13 protein-coding genes are annotated in these 17,996 nt (G+C 71.6%); 11 read left to right on the top strand and 2 right to left on the bottom strand.

Features of this window, described 5'->3' with window-relative positions:
• The first annotated feature begins 152 nt into the window (after nt 1-152).
• The 11 genes from ACZ5K7_RS37815 (at nt 153) to ACZ5K7_RS37865 (ending at nt 15,622) form a co-directional block, all read left to right on the top strand.
• Nucleotides 153-725, top strand: coding sequence for a hypothetical protein (locus tag ACZ5K7_RS37815; protein WP_468921104.1), 573 nt, complete (start codon nt 153-155; stop codon nt 723-725).
• Between the two features lie 174 nt (nt 726-899).
• Nucleotides 900-1,577: a hypothetical protein gene (locus ACZ5K7_RS37820; RefSeq protein ID WP_468921107.1), complete on the top strand. Its 678-nt coding sequence runs from the start codon at nt 900-902 to the stop codon at nt 1,575-1,577.
• Between the two features lie 684 nt (nt 1,578-2,261).
• On the top strand, nt 2,262-3,236 hold the full coding sequence (pstC, locus tag ACZ5K7_RS37825; RefSeq protein WP_468921110.1) for a phosphate ABC transporter permease subunit PstC: 975 nt from the start codon (nt 2,262-2,264) through the stop codon (nt 3,234-3,236).
• Nucleotides 3,237-3,238: 2 nt separating this feature from the next.
• Nucleotides 3,239-4,759 (top strand): phosphate ABC transporter permease PstA, encoded by a 1,521-nt coding sequence (pstA, locus tag ACZ5K7_RS37830; protein WP_468921113.1) that lies wholly within the window; start codon nt 3,239-3,241, stop codon nt 4,757-4,759.
• A complete protein-coding gene (locus ACZ5K7_RS37835; RefSeq protein ID WP_468921116.1) occupies nt 4,759-6,450 on the top strand; it encodes a phosphate ABC transporter substrate-binding protein PstS in 1,692 nt (563 codons plus the stop codon). The genes pstA and ACZ5K7_RS37835 overlap by 1 nt, the downstream gene beginning before the upstream one ends.
• Nucleotides 6,447-9,071 carry a hypothetical protein gene (locus ACZ5K7_RS37840; RefSeq protein ID WP_468921119.1) on the top strand — a complete coding sequence of 875 codons (2,625 nt, stop codon included), beginning with the start codon at nt 6,447-6,449 and terminating at the stop codon, nt 9,069-9,071. Before ACZ5K7_RS37835 ends, ACZ5K7_RS37840 begins: the two co-directional genes overlap by 4 nt.
• A gap of 157 nt (nt 9,072-9,228) precedes the next feature.
• On the top strand, nt 9,229-11,226 hold the full coding sequence (locus ACZ5K7_RS37845) for an Ig-like domain repeat protein (RefSeq protein ID WP_468921121.1): 1,998 nt from the start codon (nt 9,229-9,231) through the stop codon (nt 11,224-11,226).
• 74 nt (nt 11,227-11,300) lie between these two features.
• Nucleotides 11,301-12,215: a sortase gene (locus ACZ5K7_RS37850; protein WP_468921124.1), complete on the top strand. Its 915-nt coding sequence runs from the start codon at nt 11,301-11,303 to the stop codon at nt 12,213-12,215.
• A gap of 14 nt (nt 12,216-12,229) precedes the next feature.
• The gene (pstB, locus tag ACZ5K7_RS37855; RefSeq protein WP_351741197.1) at nt 12,230-13,099 is read left to right on the top strand and encodes a phosphate ABC transporter ATP-binding protein PstB; all 870 of its coding nucleotides are present in this window, start codon (nt 12,230-12,232) and stop codon (nt 13,097-13,099) included.
• Between the two features lie 320 nt (nt 13,100-13,419).
• Nucleotides 13,420-13,683 (top strand): hypothetical protein, encoded by a 264-nt coding sequence (locus ACZ5K7_RS37860; RefSeq protein ID WP_351694364.1) that lies wholly within the window; start codon nt 13,420-13,422, stop codon nt 13,681-13,683.
• A 139-nt stretch (nt 13,684-13,822) separates the two neighbouring features.
• Nucleotides 13,823-15,622 carry a phosphatidylglycerol lysyltransferase domain-containing protein gene (locus tag ACZ5K7_RS37865; RefSeq protein WP_468921127.1) on the top strand — a complete coding sequence of 600 codons (1,800 nt, stop codon included), beginning with the start codon at nt 13,823-13,825 and terminating at the stop codon, nt 15,620-15,622.
• Nucleotides 15,623-15,674: 52 nt separating this feature from the next.
• On the opposite strand, the gene ACZ5K7_RS37870 is transcribed toward ACZ5K7_RS37865, so the two are convergent.
• Both ACZ5K7_RS37870 and ACZ5K7_RS37875 read right to left on the bottom strand, forming a co-directional pair.
• Nucleotides 15,675-17,114 carry a HAMP domain-containing sensor histidine kinase gene (locus ACZ5K7_RS37870; RefSeq protein ID WP_468921206.1) on the bottom strand — a complete coding sequence of 480 codons (1,440 nt, stop codon included), beginning with the start codon at nt 17,112-17,114 and terminating at the stop codon, nt 15,675-15,677.
• Between the two features lie 9 nt (nt 17,115-17,123).
• On the bottom strand, nt 17,124-17,885 hold the full coding sequence (locus ACZ5K7_RS37875; RefSeq protein ID WP_351694376.1) for a response regulator transcription factor: 762 nt from the start codon (nt 17,883-17,885) through the stop codon (nt 17,124-17,126).
• Nucleotides 17,886-17,996 lie beyond the last annotated feature (111 nt).

Raw genomic sequence — 17,996 nt, forward strand, 5'->3', positions numbered from 1 at the left:
CAGGTCAGGTCCACTGCGCGACGCTATACCCGGGCCGCTCGGCGTCCGCGCACGGGTTCCGTGCAGAATCGGCGGGATCACCGTCCGGTGATCGGCACGGTTCACAGGGGCGGGGATTCATGTTCGGAAAGCGGCTCATCATGAGCGGGGTTATGGCGATTCTGATCGGCACGCTCGGTGCGTGTTCCGGTGGCGGCGACGGCGGAGACGACGACGGCATCGCCTGGGAGCAGAGCGACACCGTCTCGGGCGGGGACGACAGCACCTCGGGCGGAAACGACACGACTTCCGGGTACGACAGCGCCACCTCCGGGTACGACAGCACCGCTTCCGCTCAGGACAGCACCGTCCACGGGCTGAAGGACTCCGTCCGGCACGTCCCCGTGCAGACCGCCAAAGCAACCCGGCCCCACATGGTCAGCAAGTGCTCCACCACCACCCGCCGGGTCCGGCACACCTCCAGCAGCGGGACCGGCAGCAGACGCACGACCCGTACCTGGTACACCACCGAGCGGCACCGGTCCTGCACCAAGGTCCGCAGCGGCACCGAGACCTACCGGAGGACCGTGCGCACCGAGAAGTGGTGCGTGGAGCTGGACGACGTGAACGGCGACACGACGCGGGACGACGTCTGGTACCGGGTCAGCGGTTCGGTGTACGTCGACGCCCGGACCGCGGGCGAGCACGCCCGGCTGGAGTTCGTCCCGGCCGGCGAGGGCTGCTGAGCCGCACTCCCGCCGCCGCGTCACAGTTCTGTGCCGGGCCGTGGTGATCCTTGTCCACTTCCGTCGGACCCTGCTTAAGGTGATCACCGCGGTTATGGATCTTGACCGGATCCGGCTCCGCAGGGACTGGTTTCACGCACGGGGGGACGCTTCATCATGGGGGAACGATCTGTCATGCCTCGGCGTGTGCCGGCGCGGCCCGTCGCCGCGGTTCTGGCCGCCGTCGGCATCGTCGCCGGCGTGCTGGTCGGCGGACCGGGGCTGGAGTCGGTGCCGGGGTGCGGGACAGCGGGGGACCTCTATCCGTCGCAGACCGCGCGGGACTGGGTGTCGTACGCCGATCACGTCGTCGTCGCCAGCCCTACCCGGGAGCAGGAGACCAACCGGCGGAACTACCGCAAGGGATCGGTCGCGTACGCGACGGACCGGCTGGTGAGCTTCCGGACCGGCAGCAGGGTGTGGTCCCGCAGCTCACCCCGGCACGCCCTCGGGTCGGACTTCGACCTGGTCGCCCCGGGCTGGCAGGTCTACCGGTCCAGTGGCACCCGCGTGGCGCAGCCGGCCACCGACGCGCCCCGGCTCGAGGTCGGCCACACCTACCTGCTCGCCCTGCGCTGGCGCGAAGGCGGCTGGGTGGTCCTCGGCGAGGGCGGATCCGTGCCCTTCGACGACGGCACCGGCGACCAGGGCGAGTGGTGCGGACGTGTGCTGAGCAAGGAGGACGTCGCCGAGGGGGAACGATTCTCCCGGCACGACGACCACAGCCTGGAGAAGGCGGTACTCGGCCGGAACGAGCAGGCCGTCAAGCGCATCCTCGACAACGCCGCGCACGTCGGCGCCGGCCGCGACTGAGCCGGGCCGCCGCCACCCCACGCCCGAACCGGCTCCGCCCGGCCAGCGAGTCAACCGTCCGACCAGGCCCTCCCTCGGCCGGACCGGCTTCGCCCGGCCAGCGCGTCAACCCGCTCCGCCCGGCCAGCGATCCAACCCGCTCCGCCCGGCCAGCGAGTCAACCGTCCGACCAGGCCCTCCCTCGGCCGGACCGGCTTCGCCCGGACATGGCCGAACCAGCGTGCCCGGCTCTTGGCTCATCTCCCTCCCCCGCCTCCGCCCGGGCGCCCCCACCCGGACCGCGGATCAACTCCGCTACGTGGCAAGGGACTTAACTCCCCCGTCACCCGACCGCAGCCTCGGCGCCCCGCCCCCGGCCGCGTTCGGGCCGCCGGCACGCCCCGCGCACCCCTTCACCGGCACCTTCACACCCGCCCACGCCCGCCTCCGCTCCCGCACGCCGCCCCGTCGACCCGGCCCCGCCTGACCCTCCAGTACACAGGCACCCACATCTCCCCCACCGAAATGGCATGAACGGTTCACCTGTTCTCCACATTCGACGTGCTGGTGCGCAAGGAACCGGCCATTGACTCTCCCCGCGCGGCACCCCATTTCGGGGCCGTGTGGGGAGAATCGTTTTCGTATAGGGGGGACACAGTGGTGTCCACGCTTGAGGGTTCCGCCGGGGCGGAATCCGAAAGACCCGTGCCCAGGCGGCTGTCCGCTGCCCGGGGGCTCGGGGACCGGATGTTCCGGTACCAGTTGACGGCCACGGGCGGCATCGTCCTCGCCATCATGGCCGCCGTAGGGCTGTTCCTGCTGCTCCGGGCCGGGCAGGCGCTGCGGGCGAGAGGCGTCTGGGCCTTCCTCACGACCGCCGAATGGCAGCCGGACGTGCACAGGTTCGGCATCGCGGCCGTACTCACCGGCACACTGCTCATCGCCGCCGTCGCCGTCACCATCAGCGTGCCGCTGGCCCTCGGCACCGCGCTGTTCATCTCGGACGTGGCGCCCCGGCCCCTGCGCCGCACGCTCGTCACGATGGTGGACCTGATGGCTGCCGTGCCGTCCGTGGTCTACGGCCTGTGGGGGCTGTTCTTCCTCCAGGAGCATGTGATCGGGCTGTCCCGCTGGCTGTCGGACTGGTTCGGGTGGATCCCGTTCCTGCACGTCGACGGCGTCCAGCCGGGCGAACCCCTCTCCTCCCAGAGCGTCTACACCGCCTCCACCTTCGTCGCCGGAATCGTCGTCGCCCTGATGGTCGCGCCGATCCAGTGCTCGGTGATGCGCGAGGTGTTCGCCCAGGCACCGGCCGGTGAACGCGAGGGCGCCTACGCGCTCGGCGCCACCCGCTGGGGCATGATCCGCGCGGTCGTCCTGCCGTACGGCATGGGCGGGATCATCGGCGGCACCATGCTGGGCCTTGGCCGGGCGCTCGGCGAGACCATCGCGGTCTACCTGATCATCTCCCCGGTCTTCGCGATCCAGCCGCACATCCTGCAGACCGGCTCGAACTCGGTCTCCTCCCTCATCGCCCTGCACTACGGCGATGCCTCCACCTTCGGCATGTCGGCGCTGATGGCCGCGGGCCTGGCGCTGTTCCTGCTCACCCTGGCGGTCAACTTCACCGCCTCCTCGATCGTGGCGCGGTCACGGTCCGGCGCGCAGAGCGAGGGGTGACGATGACCGTCGTAGACCTTGAGAAGAACGTTCCGCAGGACGCCCCCCGGGAGGTCCTCGCGGACGGCACCGCGGACGGCACCGCGAACGACCCGGTCGCCGGGCTCCCCGACGTGCCGCGCCGGATCGGCGGGCTCACCCGCTCCGGGGTGCTGTCGCTGTTCGGCGCCGCCGCCTCCGGGCTGTGCACCGCCATCCTCCTCTTCGGCGAACTCGCCCCGTTCTCGGGGGGACTGGGCTTCTTCGTCACCGCATACCTTTCATTCCTGGGTATCTACGCGGTGTTGACAGGCCTTGAGGAGGACGGGCAGGCGGTACGGGACCGGGTGATGACGGTCGTCCTGTGGACCGCGGGCGGGCTGATGTTCCTCGCGCTCGCGATGGTCGTCGGCTTCACCGCGTGGCGCGGCCGGGAGGCCCTGCCGCACGGCAACTTCTTCACCCAGGACATGCAGGCGGCGGGCCCGCTCGACCCGCTGACCCACGGCGGCATCGCGCACGCCATGCTCGGCACGCTCATCATGATCACCATCGCGCTGGCGATCACGGTCCCGCTGGGCCTGGCCTGCGCGGTGTACCTCAACCAGATCCGCGGCCGCTTCTCGCGGTTCGTCCGGACGATCGTCGAGGCGATGACCGCGCTGCCGTCGATCGTGGCCGGCCTGATGGTGTACGCGGTCTGGATCCTCGGTCTCGGCATGCAGAAGTCGGGTCTGGCGGCGGGCTTCGCGATCAGCGTGATGATGCTGCCGATCGTGATCCGCGCGGCGGACGTGGTGCTGCGCCTGGTGCCGGGCAACCTGACGGAGGCGTCCGAGGCCCTCGGCGCCCCGCGCTGGCGGACGGTCTGGCACGTGGTCCTGCCGACGGCCCGCTCCGGTCTCGCCACCGCCGTCATCCTCGGCACGGCCCGCGGCATCGGCGAGACCTCCCCGGTCCTGCTGACGGCGGGCTTCACGGCGGCGCTCAACGCCGACCCGACGAGCGGCCCGATGGTCTCCCTCCCCCTAGCCGTCTTCAACTTCGTCAAGTCCCCCGAGCCGACGATGATCGCCCGCGGTTTCGGCTCGGCGGCGGTCCTGATGGCACTGGTCCTGGTCCTCTTCGCGATCGCCCGGGTGATCGGCGGCCGCGGCCCCGGCCACCAGAACAAGCGCCAGGCGAGAAGAGCGGCGAGGGCGTCCCGCCGGGACACGACGAGGTTCGCCGAACTCCACACGCCGGGACTGGAGTTGTTCGAGCCCGGTGCTTCTGAGACCGACGAGCACGGCGAGCGCCCCGAAAGGGGCGCGGGGAACGGCGCCCCCAGCCCCCACACACCCGCACCCGCACCCGCCAACGGCGAGCAGGCCCCCAAAGCCGACGTGCCCGCACCCGCCAACGGCGAGCAGGCCCCCAAAGCCGACGCACCCGAGCCCGCCGACGACGAGCAGGCCCCACAGGGGCCACCCGCACCCGACGACGAAATCCGCACGGGTGGTGCGGGTGGGAACGAAGACCTCGCAACAGGAGACAGCCACTGATGTCCAGCCCTGTCATCAACGCCCTCCGACGGCTGGGCATCCTCGCCGCACTGCTCGGCATCATCGGCACCCTCGCCGGTACCCCCGCCGTCGCCGACTCGTACACCCCCATCGCCGGCGCCGGCTCCACCTGGGCCGAGAACGCCGTCGACGAATGGCGTCGCGCCGTCAACCAGTACGGCATGCGCATCAGCTACGCCGGCACCGGCTCCTCCGACGGCCGCCGCCAGTTCCTCTCCGGCACCGTCGACTTCGCCGTCTCCGACATCCCGTTCCAGACGAACCCCACCGACGGCAGCGCGGCCGAGCGCCCGGCCTCCGGGTCGTACGCCTACATGCCGATCGTGGCCGGCGGCACCGTCTTCATGTACCACCTCACCGTCAACGGCAAGCGGGTCACCAACCTCCGCCTCTCCGGAGACGTGGTCACCAAGATCTTCACCGGGGCCATCAAGACCTGGGACGACCCGGTGATCAAGGCCGACAACCCCGGCCTCCAGCTGCCGCACCGCACCATCGTCCCGGTGGTCCGCTCGGACGGCTCCGGCTCCACCGCCCAGTTCACGATGTGGATGGCGAACCAGCACAAGTCGCTGTGGAACGCGTACTGCGCGAAGGTCGGCCGGTCCGGAGCCTGCGGCCAGACCTCGTACTACCCCACCGTCTCCGGCATGATCGCCCAGTCCGGTGACCTCGGCGTCGCCGGTTACGTCGCCCAGAACTACGGCGAGGGCGCGATCGGGTACGTCAACTACTCGTACGCCATCAACGCGCGGTATCCCGTCGCGAAGGTCCTGAACCACGCGGGCTACTACACCGAGCCGACCCCCTCGAACGTGGCGGTCTCGCTCCTCAAGGCGAAGATCAACACCAACAAGAGTTCGGCGGACTACCTCACCCAGCAGCTCAACGGTGTCTACAACGACACCGACCGGCGCAACTACCCGCTGTCCAGCTACTCGTACATGATCCTGCCGCTGAAGGTCCAGGGCACCTTCACCAAGGACAAGGGCAAGACGCTCGGCGCCTTCTCCTACTACTTCATGTGCCAGGGACAGCAACAGGCGCCGAAGCTCGGCTACTCGCCGCTGCCGATCAACCTCGTCCAGGCCGGCTTCGACCAGATCCGCCGGATCCCGGGCGTGAAGACGCAGAACATCAACATCAAGAACTGCAACAACCCGACCTTCACCACCAGCGGCCAGAACAGACTGGCCCAGACCGCGCCCTACCCCGCGGCCTGTGACAAGAAGGGCGCCGCGCCCTGCAGCACGGGCACCGGCGGCACCAAGAGCAACTCCAGCAACAACGGCGGCGGCACCTCCGGCGGCTCCGGCGGCAGCACCTCCGGCGGCGCGACCGGCACCGGCGGCGACACCGGCGGCTCCGCCGGCGGAAGCAGCGCCACGCCCTCCGTCGACCCAGACACCGGCCAGACCATCTCCCCGGACGGCACCGGCTCCGACGGCACCGGATCCAGCGCCGGTACGACCGCCGGTGGCACCGTCGCCCTCGCCCAGCCGGTCGCCGTGGCCACCGCGCACGGCTGGACCGCCACCCAGACGCTGATGCTGCTGGCCGCCGTCCTGGTCTTCGGCCTGCTCCTGCTGCCCTCGCTGGTCTCCCGGCTGGTGGGCAACAAGGGCGACGGCAAGGGCAACGGCCCCTCGGGCGACGGGAGTACCCGATGAGACGACGGATCAGAAACGCGCTCGTCCGGCTGCTGGCCGGGGCCACCGTCGGCGCCCTCGCCGGTCTCGCCGTGGCCCAGGCCGCCCCGTCCGCCACCGCGGCGAGCGGCGCGGGATCCGCCGTGACAGTGTCCGGACGCGGTGAGTTCCAGGACATGAAGTTCACGGTCAGCCAGACCACGCACCTCACCAGCCAGGCCATCTCGGTGAGCTGGACCGGCGGCACGCCGACCGCCTTCGCCGGCTCGCAGTTCAACACCGACTTCGTACAGATCATGCAGTGCTGGGGCGACGACGACGGCACGGTCCCGTCCAACCCCGGCCCGTCGCGCACCCAGTGCCAGTTCGGCGCCTCCCCCACCACGGACCGAAGCGGCTGGCCGGGCAACGGGCAGGACGACACCCGGCAGATCTTCTACAGCGCCGAACCCACCAACTACGGCCAGGACGACCGGTACGGCGCCACCAACCCCAACGCGCCCGGTGAGGTCCCCTTCAAGTCGGTGGACGGCACCACGATCACCAGGAACACCCAGAACAACCCCCTCTTCAACTACAACACCACCAACGAGGTCGACTTCGCCCGCACCAGCGCCGACGGCAAGGGCCAGGAGTACTTCGAGGTCCAGACCGCCAACGAGGCCCCGCACCTCGGCTGCGGCGTACCCGTCACCACCGACGGCGTCACCAAGCCCCGCTCCTGCTGGCTGGTGATCGTCCCGCAGGGCCGCCTCGACCTGGACGGCAAGCCGTACGCGGACCAGAGCCACGTCAACGCGGGCTCCCCGGTCTCCTCGACCAACTGGAAGAACCGCGTCGCCGTCAAGCTGGACTTCAACAGCGTGGGCACCAACTGCGCCCTCGGCTCCGACGAACGCCCGACCACCGGCAGCGAGCTGGTGGCCGACGCGATGACCAGCTGGCAGGCCACGCTGTGCTCGGAGGGCAAGGTCTACAGCTACACCGAGTACGGCGAGCCCAACACCCGGGCCCGGCTCATCTCGGACGGCTCCACCGGCCTCGCCTTCACCACCCGCAAACTCGGCGTCGACCAGGGCACCACCGCGCCATCGGGTACGACGACCTACGCACCCGTCGCGCTGAGCGGGGCCGTCATCGGGTTCACGATCGAACGCAGACCCAAGTCCACGGCGCCAGACAGCGTCCAGAAGCTCGCGGGCACCAAGGTCGAGTCGATCAAGCTCAACCCTCGCCTGCTCGCCAAGCTGCTCACCGAGTCGTACCGCAACTCCACCTGGGGTTCGGTGCTCGACAGCGGCGTGGCCAAGGGGTACGGCTGGGCGAAGAACAACCCGGCGGGACTCGCCTCCGACCCCGAGTTCATCGCCCTGAACCCCGAGTTCGCCAACCTCTCGGTCGCCGAAACGCCGGCCACCGACACCGACCTGATGACCTCGCTGGGCCACACCGACACCGCCCGCGCGCTCTGGCAGTGGATCGTCGCCGACAAGGACGCCCGGCAGTTCCTCGCCGGTGTCCCCGACGACGAGGGGATGCGGGTCAACCCGTACTACAGCACCAACGCGGACCTGAACCCGTCCGGCGCCGCCTTCGACCCGTCGAACACCGACGAGTACCCGAAGAACGACCCCTGGTGCACGATCCCGCCCAACTCGGGCGCACCCGACGACAAAGAGCAGTGCATGACCGACTTCCACCCCTACGTGGACGACATGCACGCCGGCGCCCTGCACACCCGACGCGCGGACACGCTCTGGAAGTCCAGCTGGGACCAGCTGGCCAGCCCGCCGGCGTACAAGAGCGTCGGTCCGCAGACGGTCGGCTCGCGTTTCGTGATCACCGTGACGGACGCGGCCTCCGCCGCCCGCTACGGGTTGCAGACCGCCGAGCTGGAGAACAGCGCGGGCAAGTTCGTCGCCCCGACCGCGGCGAGCCTGACCGCGGCCGCGGCGGGCGCCTCCGGTTCCGGCGTCGCCGAGATCACCCCGGCGAACGCCACGGCCAAGGGTGCCTATCCGCTGGCCCAGCTGATCTACGCGGCGGTACGCCCCGGCAAGGTGACCAAGGCCGCCCGCGAGGACTACGCCGCCCTGCTGCGGTACGCGGCGGCCACCGGCCAGACCTCCGGCTCCGACCCGGGCAAGCTGCCCGTCGGCTACGCCCCGCTCTCCAAGAAACTGCGCGCCCAGACCGACAAGGCGGCCGACGCGCTGCTCCACTACACCGGGCCGAGCCCCACCGGCGACGATTCGGCCGACGGCGGCGGCACGGACACCTCCGGGGGCGGCGCGCCCGGCTCCGCCGGGGACACCGGGGGCACGGGCGCCGTCGGCGGCACGGATGCCGGGGCCGGTGGGGCCGGCGCCAGCGCCTCGCCGAGCGCGTCGGCGTCGTTCGACGGCGGCAAGGCGCTGGAGACGACCGCGGCCGGCAACACCCCGGCCGACCCGGCGAACCCGCTGCGCTATGCGGTGCCGGTCGGGGCCGCGCTCGGTGCGGTCGCCGGAGCCGGAGCACCCTTCGCGGGCGGCGGACGACTGCGGCTGCCGCTGCGCCTTCCGCTACCCGGCGGGCGGACCGTGACCGTCGTACCGGAACTACCGGAGCTGTCCAGGCGACTGCGCCGACTGCTCCCGTAACCCCCCGAGCGCCTCGCGCGCTCTCCACGGACCGGACCACCACCCGGTGTTCCCACAGACGGCCGCCCGCCCCGAAAGGCAGTCGGGGCGGACGGCCTGCACCACCCTGCCAGATCCCTCTGCAACACCCCAGCTAGCTCTCGTCAGGAGACTCTCGATGCGCAATCTGCGCTCCTCGGCGGCGCTCGTCGCCGCGGCCGTGGTGGCCGGTGGCCTGGCCCTCGCCACCCCGGCGATCGCCGACCCCACCCCCGCCGGCACCTTCCGCCAGCTGGTCGGTGTGGGCTCGGACACCACCCAGGACGTGGTCAACGCCCTGGCCGGCGACACCGTCAACGGCACCAGCTACGCCGCGACCGCCGTGAAGTCGGCGGCCGGTGCCGGCATCGCCTCGTACGACGCGATCGAGCCCGGCACCGGCTCCACCGCGTCCACCATCATCACCCGCTCCGGCGGCACGGCGTTCACCCGCCCGAACGGCTCCGGCAACGGCCAGAAGGCCCTGTCCGCGTCGCTGACCGGCGACAAGTTCCCGGCCGGCACCGGTACCGCCATCAAGGGCCAGGTCGACTTCGCCCGCTCCTCCGGCGGCCCGACCGCCACTGGAAAGGCGCTCACCTACATCCCGATGGCCCGGGACGCGATCGGTGTCGCGGTCAAGGGCTCGGCCCTGGACTCGCTGACCAAGCAGCAACTGTTCGAGATCTACTCAGGCTCGCTCAAGGAGCTGAACGGCCAGACCCTGCACCCGAAGATCCCGCAGGACAACTCGGGCACCCGCAAGTTCTTCCTCGCGGCGATCGGCATGTCCACCACGCCGCTCGGGGCGAACGTCCAGGTCGTCCAGGAGAACCAGGCCAACGCGGCCCTCACCGAGGACGGCGCGCTCGTCCCGTTCTCCGTGGGCTCCTGGATCGCCCAGAACAACGGCGTCTCCCCCGACTACAGCAAGGCCGCGGCCGCCGCCGGCGGTCACCTGGCCTCCATCACGCTGCCCGACGACACCGGTGCCACCAGCCCGGTCACCACGGTGAACGGCAAGCTGGCCCCGGTCCAGGCCTACTACGAGAACTCGACGTTCGGCCGTGACGTCTACAACGTCGTCCCGAGCCGGGCGATCGACCCGACCAGCATCTTCTTCGACAAGGACCTCTACGACGTCTTCGTCACCAGCGGCAGCCACATCGCCGCGACGGCGTCGGACAACGCCGAGAAGGTCATCGCGGCGTTCGGCTTCGTCAACGAGCCGTACAACGGCTCCATCAACCTGCAGGCCAAGCACGCCATGCAGGGCGGCCTGGAGGGCCTTTCCTCCAGCAACACGCTGCCGGCCGCGCCCGCCCTGAAGACCACCGTGGGCGACGCCAGCCTGAAGCTGTCCTGGACGGCCCCGGCCGCCACCCCGCTGCCGCTGACCGACTACCGGGTGACGCTGGAGGACGCGGACGGCGGGGTCGTCGCCACCAAGGACGTCCCGGCCACCACCAAGACGTTCTCCTTCCCCGGTCTCGCCAACGGCACCTACACCGCCACGGTCACCGGCTACAACGTCATCGGCGCCGGCGCGGACGCCACCTGGAAGGGTGCGGTCAAGTACGCCAGCACCACCAAGGCGACCACCGCCACCACCGCCTACGGCAAGACCCCGAAGGTCGCCGTCGCCGTCACCGGCACGCACGGCGTCAAGCCGACCGGCAAGGTCACCGTCAAGGACGGCACCACGGTCGTCGGCACCGGCACCCTGGACTCGTCCGGCAAGGTCAGCGTCAGCCTGTCGAACCACCTCAAGGTCGCCACGCACTCGCTGTCGGTCTCGTACCCGGGCACCTCCAAGCTCAACGCGTCCTCCACGACCGTCTCCCTGAAGATCACCAAGGCCACGCCGGCCGTCTCCACCTCGCACCCGACCTCGGTGAGCCACACCGCCAAGGGCAAGGTCACCGTCAAGGTCACCGCGACCGGCACCACCCCGGGCGGCACCGTCCGCATCTACCAGGGCTCCAAGGTCATCGCCACCGGCACCCTGAGCGGCGGCCACGTCACCATCACCCTGCCGAAGCTGGCCAAGGGCAAGCACACCCTGCACGCCTTCTACGTCGGTTCCTCGACCGTGAACTCGAAGACCGGCGCCAACTTCACCATCACCTCCAAGTAACCCCCTGACGGGCCCGCCGGGAGCCGCACGGCTCCCGGTGGCCCCGCACGCGTCTTCCGAAGGAGGCGGGCCCCGTGACCGTCGCCGTACCGACACCGAAAGCTCTGGCTGCGGCCGTGCCGCGCAGGCCCGTCCGCAGCCTCACCTTCGTCCGCCACCTCTCACGGGGCGGACTGCTCAGCCTCGCCGCCCTGCTGCTCGGCATCACCGTGCAGCTGCTGGTGGTCAGCGGAGCCCAGCAGCACTCCGCGCAGCACGCCGACTTCGACCAGCTGCGCGAGCAACTCGCCCTCGGCACCGCCCCGGTGGCCCAGACCGGCCAGGACGGCAAGCTGCTGGCACCGGGCACCCCGCTCGCGATCGTCAGGATTCCGAAGCTGGGCCTGAGCCAGGTCGTCCTCGAGGGCACCGACTCCTCCGTGCTGACCGACGGCCCCGGGCACCGCCGGGACACCCCGATGCCCGGCCAGGCCGGCACCAGCGTGCTGATGGGCCGGGCGGCGGCGTACGGCGGCCCGTTCGGCAGGCTCTCCGAGCTGACCACGGGCGACACGTTCACCGTGATCACCGGCCAGGGCAAGGCGAAGTACCTGGTCATCGACGTACGACGGGCCGGGGACCCGGCACCGACCGCGCTCGCCGCCGGCAAGAGCCGGCTGGTGCTGATCACGGCGACAGGACCGAAGTTCGTGCCCTCGGGCGTCCTGCGCGTCGACGCCGACCTGGTCTCCGACACGTTCCAGACCCCCTCGGCCGTGATCCGCGCCGGCACCCTGCCGGACTCCGAGGAACCCCTCGCCCGCCCCTCCGGGGTGCCGTGGCCGCTGGTGATGTGGCTGCAGGCGCTGCTGCTCACCGCCGTGGCCGCCGTCTGGGCCTGGCACCGCTGGGGCCGCCACCAGACATGGATCGTCTTCGCCCCGGTCGTCGCGGTGCTCGGCCTCCAGGTCGCGACGCGGACCACCGAACTGCTGCCGAATCTGCTGTGAACCAGGTGAATGAGATGACCGAGACCGCGACGACCGACACCGCCGTGACCGACACCGCGACGACCGACACCGCCGTGCTGCCCGCCGTCCCGGTGGTGGACGGCCCCGCCCCCGCCACCCTCGAAGCCCGTGCCGTCTCCGCCTGGTTCGGCTCCCACCAGGTGCTCAGCCAGGTGTCGCTGACCATGCCCGCGGGCGAGGTCACCGCGCTCATCGGGCCGTCCGGCTGCGGCAAGTCGACGTTCCTGCGCACCCTCAACCGCATGCACGAGATGATCCCCTCGGCACAGTTCGGCGGCGAGGTGCTCTTCGAGGGCGAGGACATCTACAACCCGTCCTGGCGCCTGACCGACGCCCGCCGCAGGATCGGCATGGTCTTCCAGAAGCCGAACCCGTTCCCGGCGATGTCGATCTACGACAACGTCGTGGCCGGTCTCAAGCTGACCGGCACGAAGGTGAACCGCCGGGAGCGGGACGAGCTGGTCGAGGAGTCCCTGACCCGCGCGGGCCTGTGGAAGGAGGTCCGCGACCGGCTCCGCCAGCCCGGCGGCGCCCTCTCCGGCGGCCAGCAGCAGCGCCTGTGCATCGGGCGGGCGCTGGCGGTCCGCCCCCGGGTCCTGCTGATGGACGAGCCGTGCTCGGCGCTGGACCCCACCTCCACCCGCCGCGTGGAGGAGACGATCCAGGACCTGGCCGGCCAGGTCACCATCGTGATCGTCACCCACAACATGCAGCAGGCGGCGCGTGTCTCCCAGCAGTGCGCGTTCTTCCTGGCCGAGCAGGGCACCCCGGGCGGCATCGTCGAACACGGCGCCACGGACGCCGTCTTCAACTCCCCGCAGGACCAGCGCACGGCGGACTACGTGGCGGGCCGGTTCGGCTGAGCCCGGCCGGCGGCCAGAGGGCCGATCGCCCGCCGGGTTTCCTCAGGAGACGGAGCCCGGCGGCGCCCCGCCCGGGTACGGCGGCGACCGATTCCTCCCGCGCCGTCATCCCCGCGTACGCCGCGCCGTCACCCGTGCGGACCACGACGGCGGGAAGCTGTGACCGAGAACCCCCGACAAACCCTGAGGACACCGGCCCGGGGCGCGCCGCCCCCCGTGTCCTCGCCGATGTGAATACGCACGTCCTTAGGCCTTCCGGACCCTACGTATTGTAGGTTCCCCATCGGCCACGGCGGCTCGTCAGCTCATCGGGGGTACTCATGCAGGGCACGGACACACAGGAGGCGCGGCGCGGCCTCGCCCCCACGGTGGCGGTGCTGGTGGCGAGCCTGCTGGTCGCGGCGGTCGGCGTGTACGAGCTGTCCGGCTTCGGCCTGCACAGCCTCGACCGGCGCCCGCACCTGTTCAGCGACGGGCTGGCGACGGGCGGCGTGATCGTCGCGGCGGTGGCGGCGGGGGCGGCGATCGGGAACCTGGCGTGGGTGCTGGTGGCCCGGTGGCGGGCGGAGCGGGAGTGTCCGTAAGAGGATCCTCCCCCTCTTCACACCGTATTCCGCACCGCGGGCGGTCGCTCTCCCGGCCCGCGCCGTTACCCTACAGACTGTAGGGTCAGCTCCCTCCGCCATCGTCCCCCCTCCCCGTCCCCCAAGGTGACCGGTCCCCATGCCCGCACAGCAGCCGACCCTGATCCCCGCGCGCGCGTCCGCCGACCGCCGCGCCTCCGCCGCCACACCCGGCGGCGCACTGCGCAGGAGGGCCGCCGACGCCACCGTCTGGTACCTGCGCCTGATCGCCGTCCTGAACATAGCGGCGGTCATGTCCCTGCCGTTCCGGCACGAGGTCGACGAACACAACAACGGCCGCCTCACCCTGCACCTGCACCGGCAGCACGCCCACCACTCCGGCCAGTTCTTCACCCCGTACCTGGCCACGGCCGGCCTGGTCTCGGCCGCCCTCGCCATCTTCTTCGTGCTGGTGATGCGGCGCCGCAAGCGAGCGGCGTGGGTGGTCAACGTACTCCTGTCCACCCCCCTCTTCGCCCTCTACGTCCTCGCCCTCACCCAGCACGAGTACCGCACCCACATCTTCAACTGGGTCTCCGCCGCCCTGACCGGCCTCTTCGTGGCCGCGCTGCTGATCAGCCGACGGGAGTTCCACGCGGTGGGCGACCCGTCGAACCCGAGGCTGGCACTGGCGGTGGGCGTGGGCGGCGTGACCGTCACCGGCGTCCTGGGCACGCTCCTCGTCCACGCGACGAACAAGCTCCCCGGCGCCACCCTCCCCGACGAGATCGCCTACACCCTCCTGAGGGGCGTCAGCGTCGGCCCGCTCGCCGACCGCGTCACCGCGGTCCACGCCCCGCGCTGGACCGACATCGTCATCAACGTCCTCCTCGCGGCCGCCTTCTGCCTGGTCCTCTACGCCGGCTTCCGCTCCCCGCGCGGCCGCCGCCTGCTCAGCCCCGAGGACGAGTCCCGGCTGCGCACCCTGCTGGACAGGCACGGCGCCCGCGACTCCCTCGGCTACTTCGCCCTGCGCCGCGACAAGGCGGCGATCTTCTCGCCCACCGGCAAGGCGGCGATCACCTACCGCGTCGTCGGCGGCGTCAGCCTGGCCTCCGGCGACCCGATCGGCGACCCGGAGGCGTGGCCCGGCGCGATCGACGCATGGCTGACGGAGGCCCGGCAGCACGCCTGGACGCCCGCGGTCATGGGCGCGAGCGAGGAGGCCGGCACGATCTACGCCCGCCACGGCCTGGACGCCCTGGAACTGGGCGACGAGGCCATCGTCGACATCGCCGACTTCACCCTCGAAGGCCGCGCGATGCGTGTGGTCCGCCAGGCCCACAACCGGGTCCGGCGAGCCGGCTACACGGTCCGCGTCCGCCGCCACGAGGACATCCCGGCCGACGAGATGTCCCTCCTGATCGACCGGGCGGACCACTGGCGCGACGGCACCACGGAACGCGGCTTCTCGATGGCGCTCGGCCGCCTCGGCGACCCGGCGGACGGCCGCTGCGTCATGCTGGAGTGCCGGGACGCCGACGATGTGCCCCGCGCCCTCCTCAGCTTCGTCCCCTGGGGCGAACAGGGCCTCTCCCTGGACCTGATGCGCCGCGACCGCGACGCGGAGAACGGCCTGATGGAGTTCATGGTCGTGGAACTCCTCCTCAAGGCACCCGGCCTGAAGGTGGACCGGGTCTCCCTGAACTTCGCGATGTTCCGCTCAGTCTTCGAACGCGGCTCCCGCCTCGGCGCCGGCCCGGTCCTCCGCCTCTGGCACGCGACCCTGACGTTCTTCTCCCGCTGGTGGCAGATCGAGTCCCTGTACCGAGCGAACGCGAAGTACCGCCCGATATGGGAACCGCGGTACCTGCTGTTCGCGAAGAGCGGCGACATCCCGAGGATCGGGTTGGCGAGTGCGCGGGCGGAGGGGTTCCTCACGGTTCCCTGGGGGTCGTGACCAGGGCGTTCGGGATCGGGTCCCGGCCGCCAGGGGGACGGGAGGCGGCGGTTCACCCGCGCGGCGCCCCGCCGCCCGCGAACCCCCCGCCCACCGTGAAGCCGATCACCGCGCCGCCGCCCTCCCTGCGGAAGGCGAAGGGGGCTCCGCCGTGGGCCATCGCGACCTCGCGGACGATGGAGAGGCCGAGGCCGGAGCCGGGGAGGGAGCGGGCGTCCGCGGCGCGGTAGAAGCGGTCGAAGATCCGGATCAGGTCGCCCTCGGCGATCCCGGGGCCGCGGTCGAGGACCTCGACGCGGACCGTGCCGGGCCGGGCGGGGCCGGTGACGTTGATCTCGATGGGGGCCTTGCCGTCCCGGTCGAACTTGGCCGCGTTCTCGACCAGGTTGGAGACGGCCCGCTGGAGCATGCCCGGGCGGCCGTCGGTGGTCGTGTCGCCGCTCGCGCGGAGCAGGATCTCGCGGCCGGTACGACGGCGGGCCAGCCCGGCGACGTCCTCCGCGATGTCGGCCAGGTCCACCCGCTGCGGCGGCTCCGCGTCGGACTGCCCGGCCGCGAGGTCGACCAGCTCGTTGACCAGGTCGGTCAGCTCGCGCGCCTCCTGGCCGAGGTCCGCGACGAGTTCGTCCCGGGTGGCCGGCGGGAGTTCGTCGATACGGCGGAGCAGGGAGATGTTCGTACGCAGCGAGGTCAGAGGCGTGCGGAGTTCGTGGCCGGCGTCCTGGACCAGCCGCCGCTGGTCCTCCTCCGACTGGGCCAACCGCCCCAGCATCCGGTCGAAGGCCCGGCCGAGCCGGCCCACCTCGTCCAGTCCCGTCACCGGGACCTGGATGCCGAGCTGCCGGGTGCGGGCAACGTCCTCCGCGGCCGAGGTGAGGATCACCAGCCGGCGGGTGATCCTCCGGGCCAGCCACCAGCCGAACAGCCCCGCGGCGACCACGACGGCCGCCATCAGCGCCAGCGTCCGCTGCTGGAGCGCCCGCAGCAGGTCCTCCGTGTCACTGAACTCCTGCGCCACCTGCACCGCGCCCCGGCCGTCGCCGAGCGCCACCGTGGCGATCCGGAACAGGTCGTCGCCGACCCGGACGTCCTTGCGCTGGGCCGTCGTCCCGGCCTTCGCCGCCATGGCGGCCGCCCGGTCCGCGCCGGTGACGGGCAGCACCGGACTGCCGTGGTCGACGGTCTCGCCGTGCTCGCCGAGCACCTGGACGTCGGTGCGGGGCGGCCGGACCAGGTCGTGTCCGGGCTTGGAGGAGAAGAAGTCCTCCGGGACCATCCGGTGCTGCTTGACCTCGTCCTGGACGTCGGAGACGACCTGGGTGAACACCGACTGCTCGTCCACCCGGACCAGCCGGGCGGCGGCGTTGTACGACAGGATGCCGACGACGACGGTGACGGCCGCGGTGACGGCCGCGAAGGAGACGACGAACGTGGTGCGCAGGGAGACGAGCCTGGGCCGACGCCTGACCAGCACCCGCCGGAGCCGCCTCAGGCGGCCCACTCAGTCCTCCCGCAGCACGTAACCCACGCCCCGGACGGTGTGGATCAGCTGCGGGGCGCCGGGCTCGTCGAGCTTGCGGCGCAGGTAGCCGACGTAGACGGCGAGGTTCTTGGAGCCGGGGCCGAAGTCGTAGCCCCAGATGCGGTCGTAGATCGTGGAGTGGTCCAGGACGATCCCGGAATTGCGGGCGAGCAGTTCCAGGAGCTCGAACTCGGTACGGGTCAGCTCCAGCTCGCGCCGGCCGCGCCAGGCCCGGCGGGCCTGGAGGTCCATCCGCAGGCCGGCCGCCTCGATCTGCCGGTCGGAGATCTGCGGTTCCCGGCCGGGGTCGGCGACGGAGAGGCCGGCCGAGCCGCCGGCCGAGCCGCCGCCAGAGCCGCCGCCGGTGGTCACCGGGGAGGTGCGCCGCAGCAGGGCCCGCAGCCTCGCGAAGACCTCTTCGACGTCGAAGGGCTTGACGACGTAGTCGTCGGCGCCGGCGTCCAGTCCCGCGATCCGGTCGGCGGTCTCGACCAGCGCGGTCAGCATCAGGATGGGGCTGCGGTCGCCCTCGGCGCGCAGGACGCGGCAGACCTGGAGGCCGTCGATGCCGGGCATCATCACGTCGAGCACGAGGACGTCCGGCCGCTCGCGATGGGCGTGGGCCAGGGCTTCCACACCGTCCGCGACCGCAGTCACCTCATAACCCTCCAGGGTGAGGGCCCGCTCCAGGGCGTGGCGGATGGCGCGGTCGTCTTCGGCGAGCAGCACAGTCGGGGGCACGCACCCAGTCTGCCAAGGCCTCCGGCGGTTCGGCCGGGGTGAGCGGGCCTACGATCACCCTTTTTACCTGCCTCTCACCGTCACAGAGGCAACGGGCGTCGAGTTCTGGCT

It is taken from the genome of Streptomyces sp. NPDC031497, from assembly GCF_055580905.1.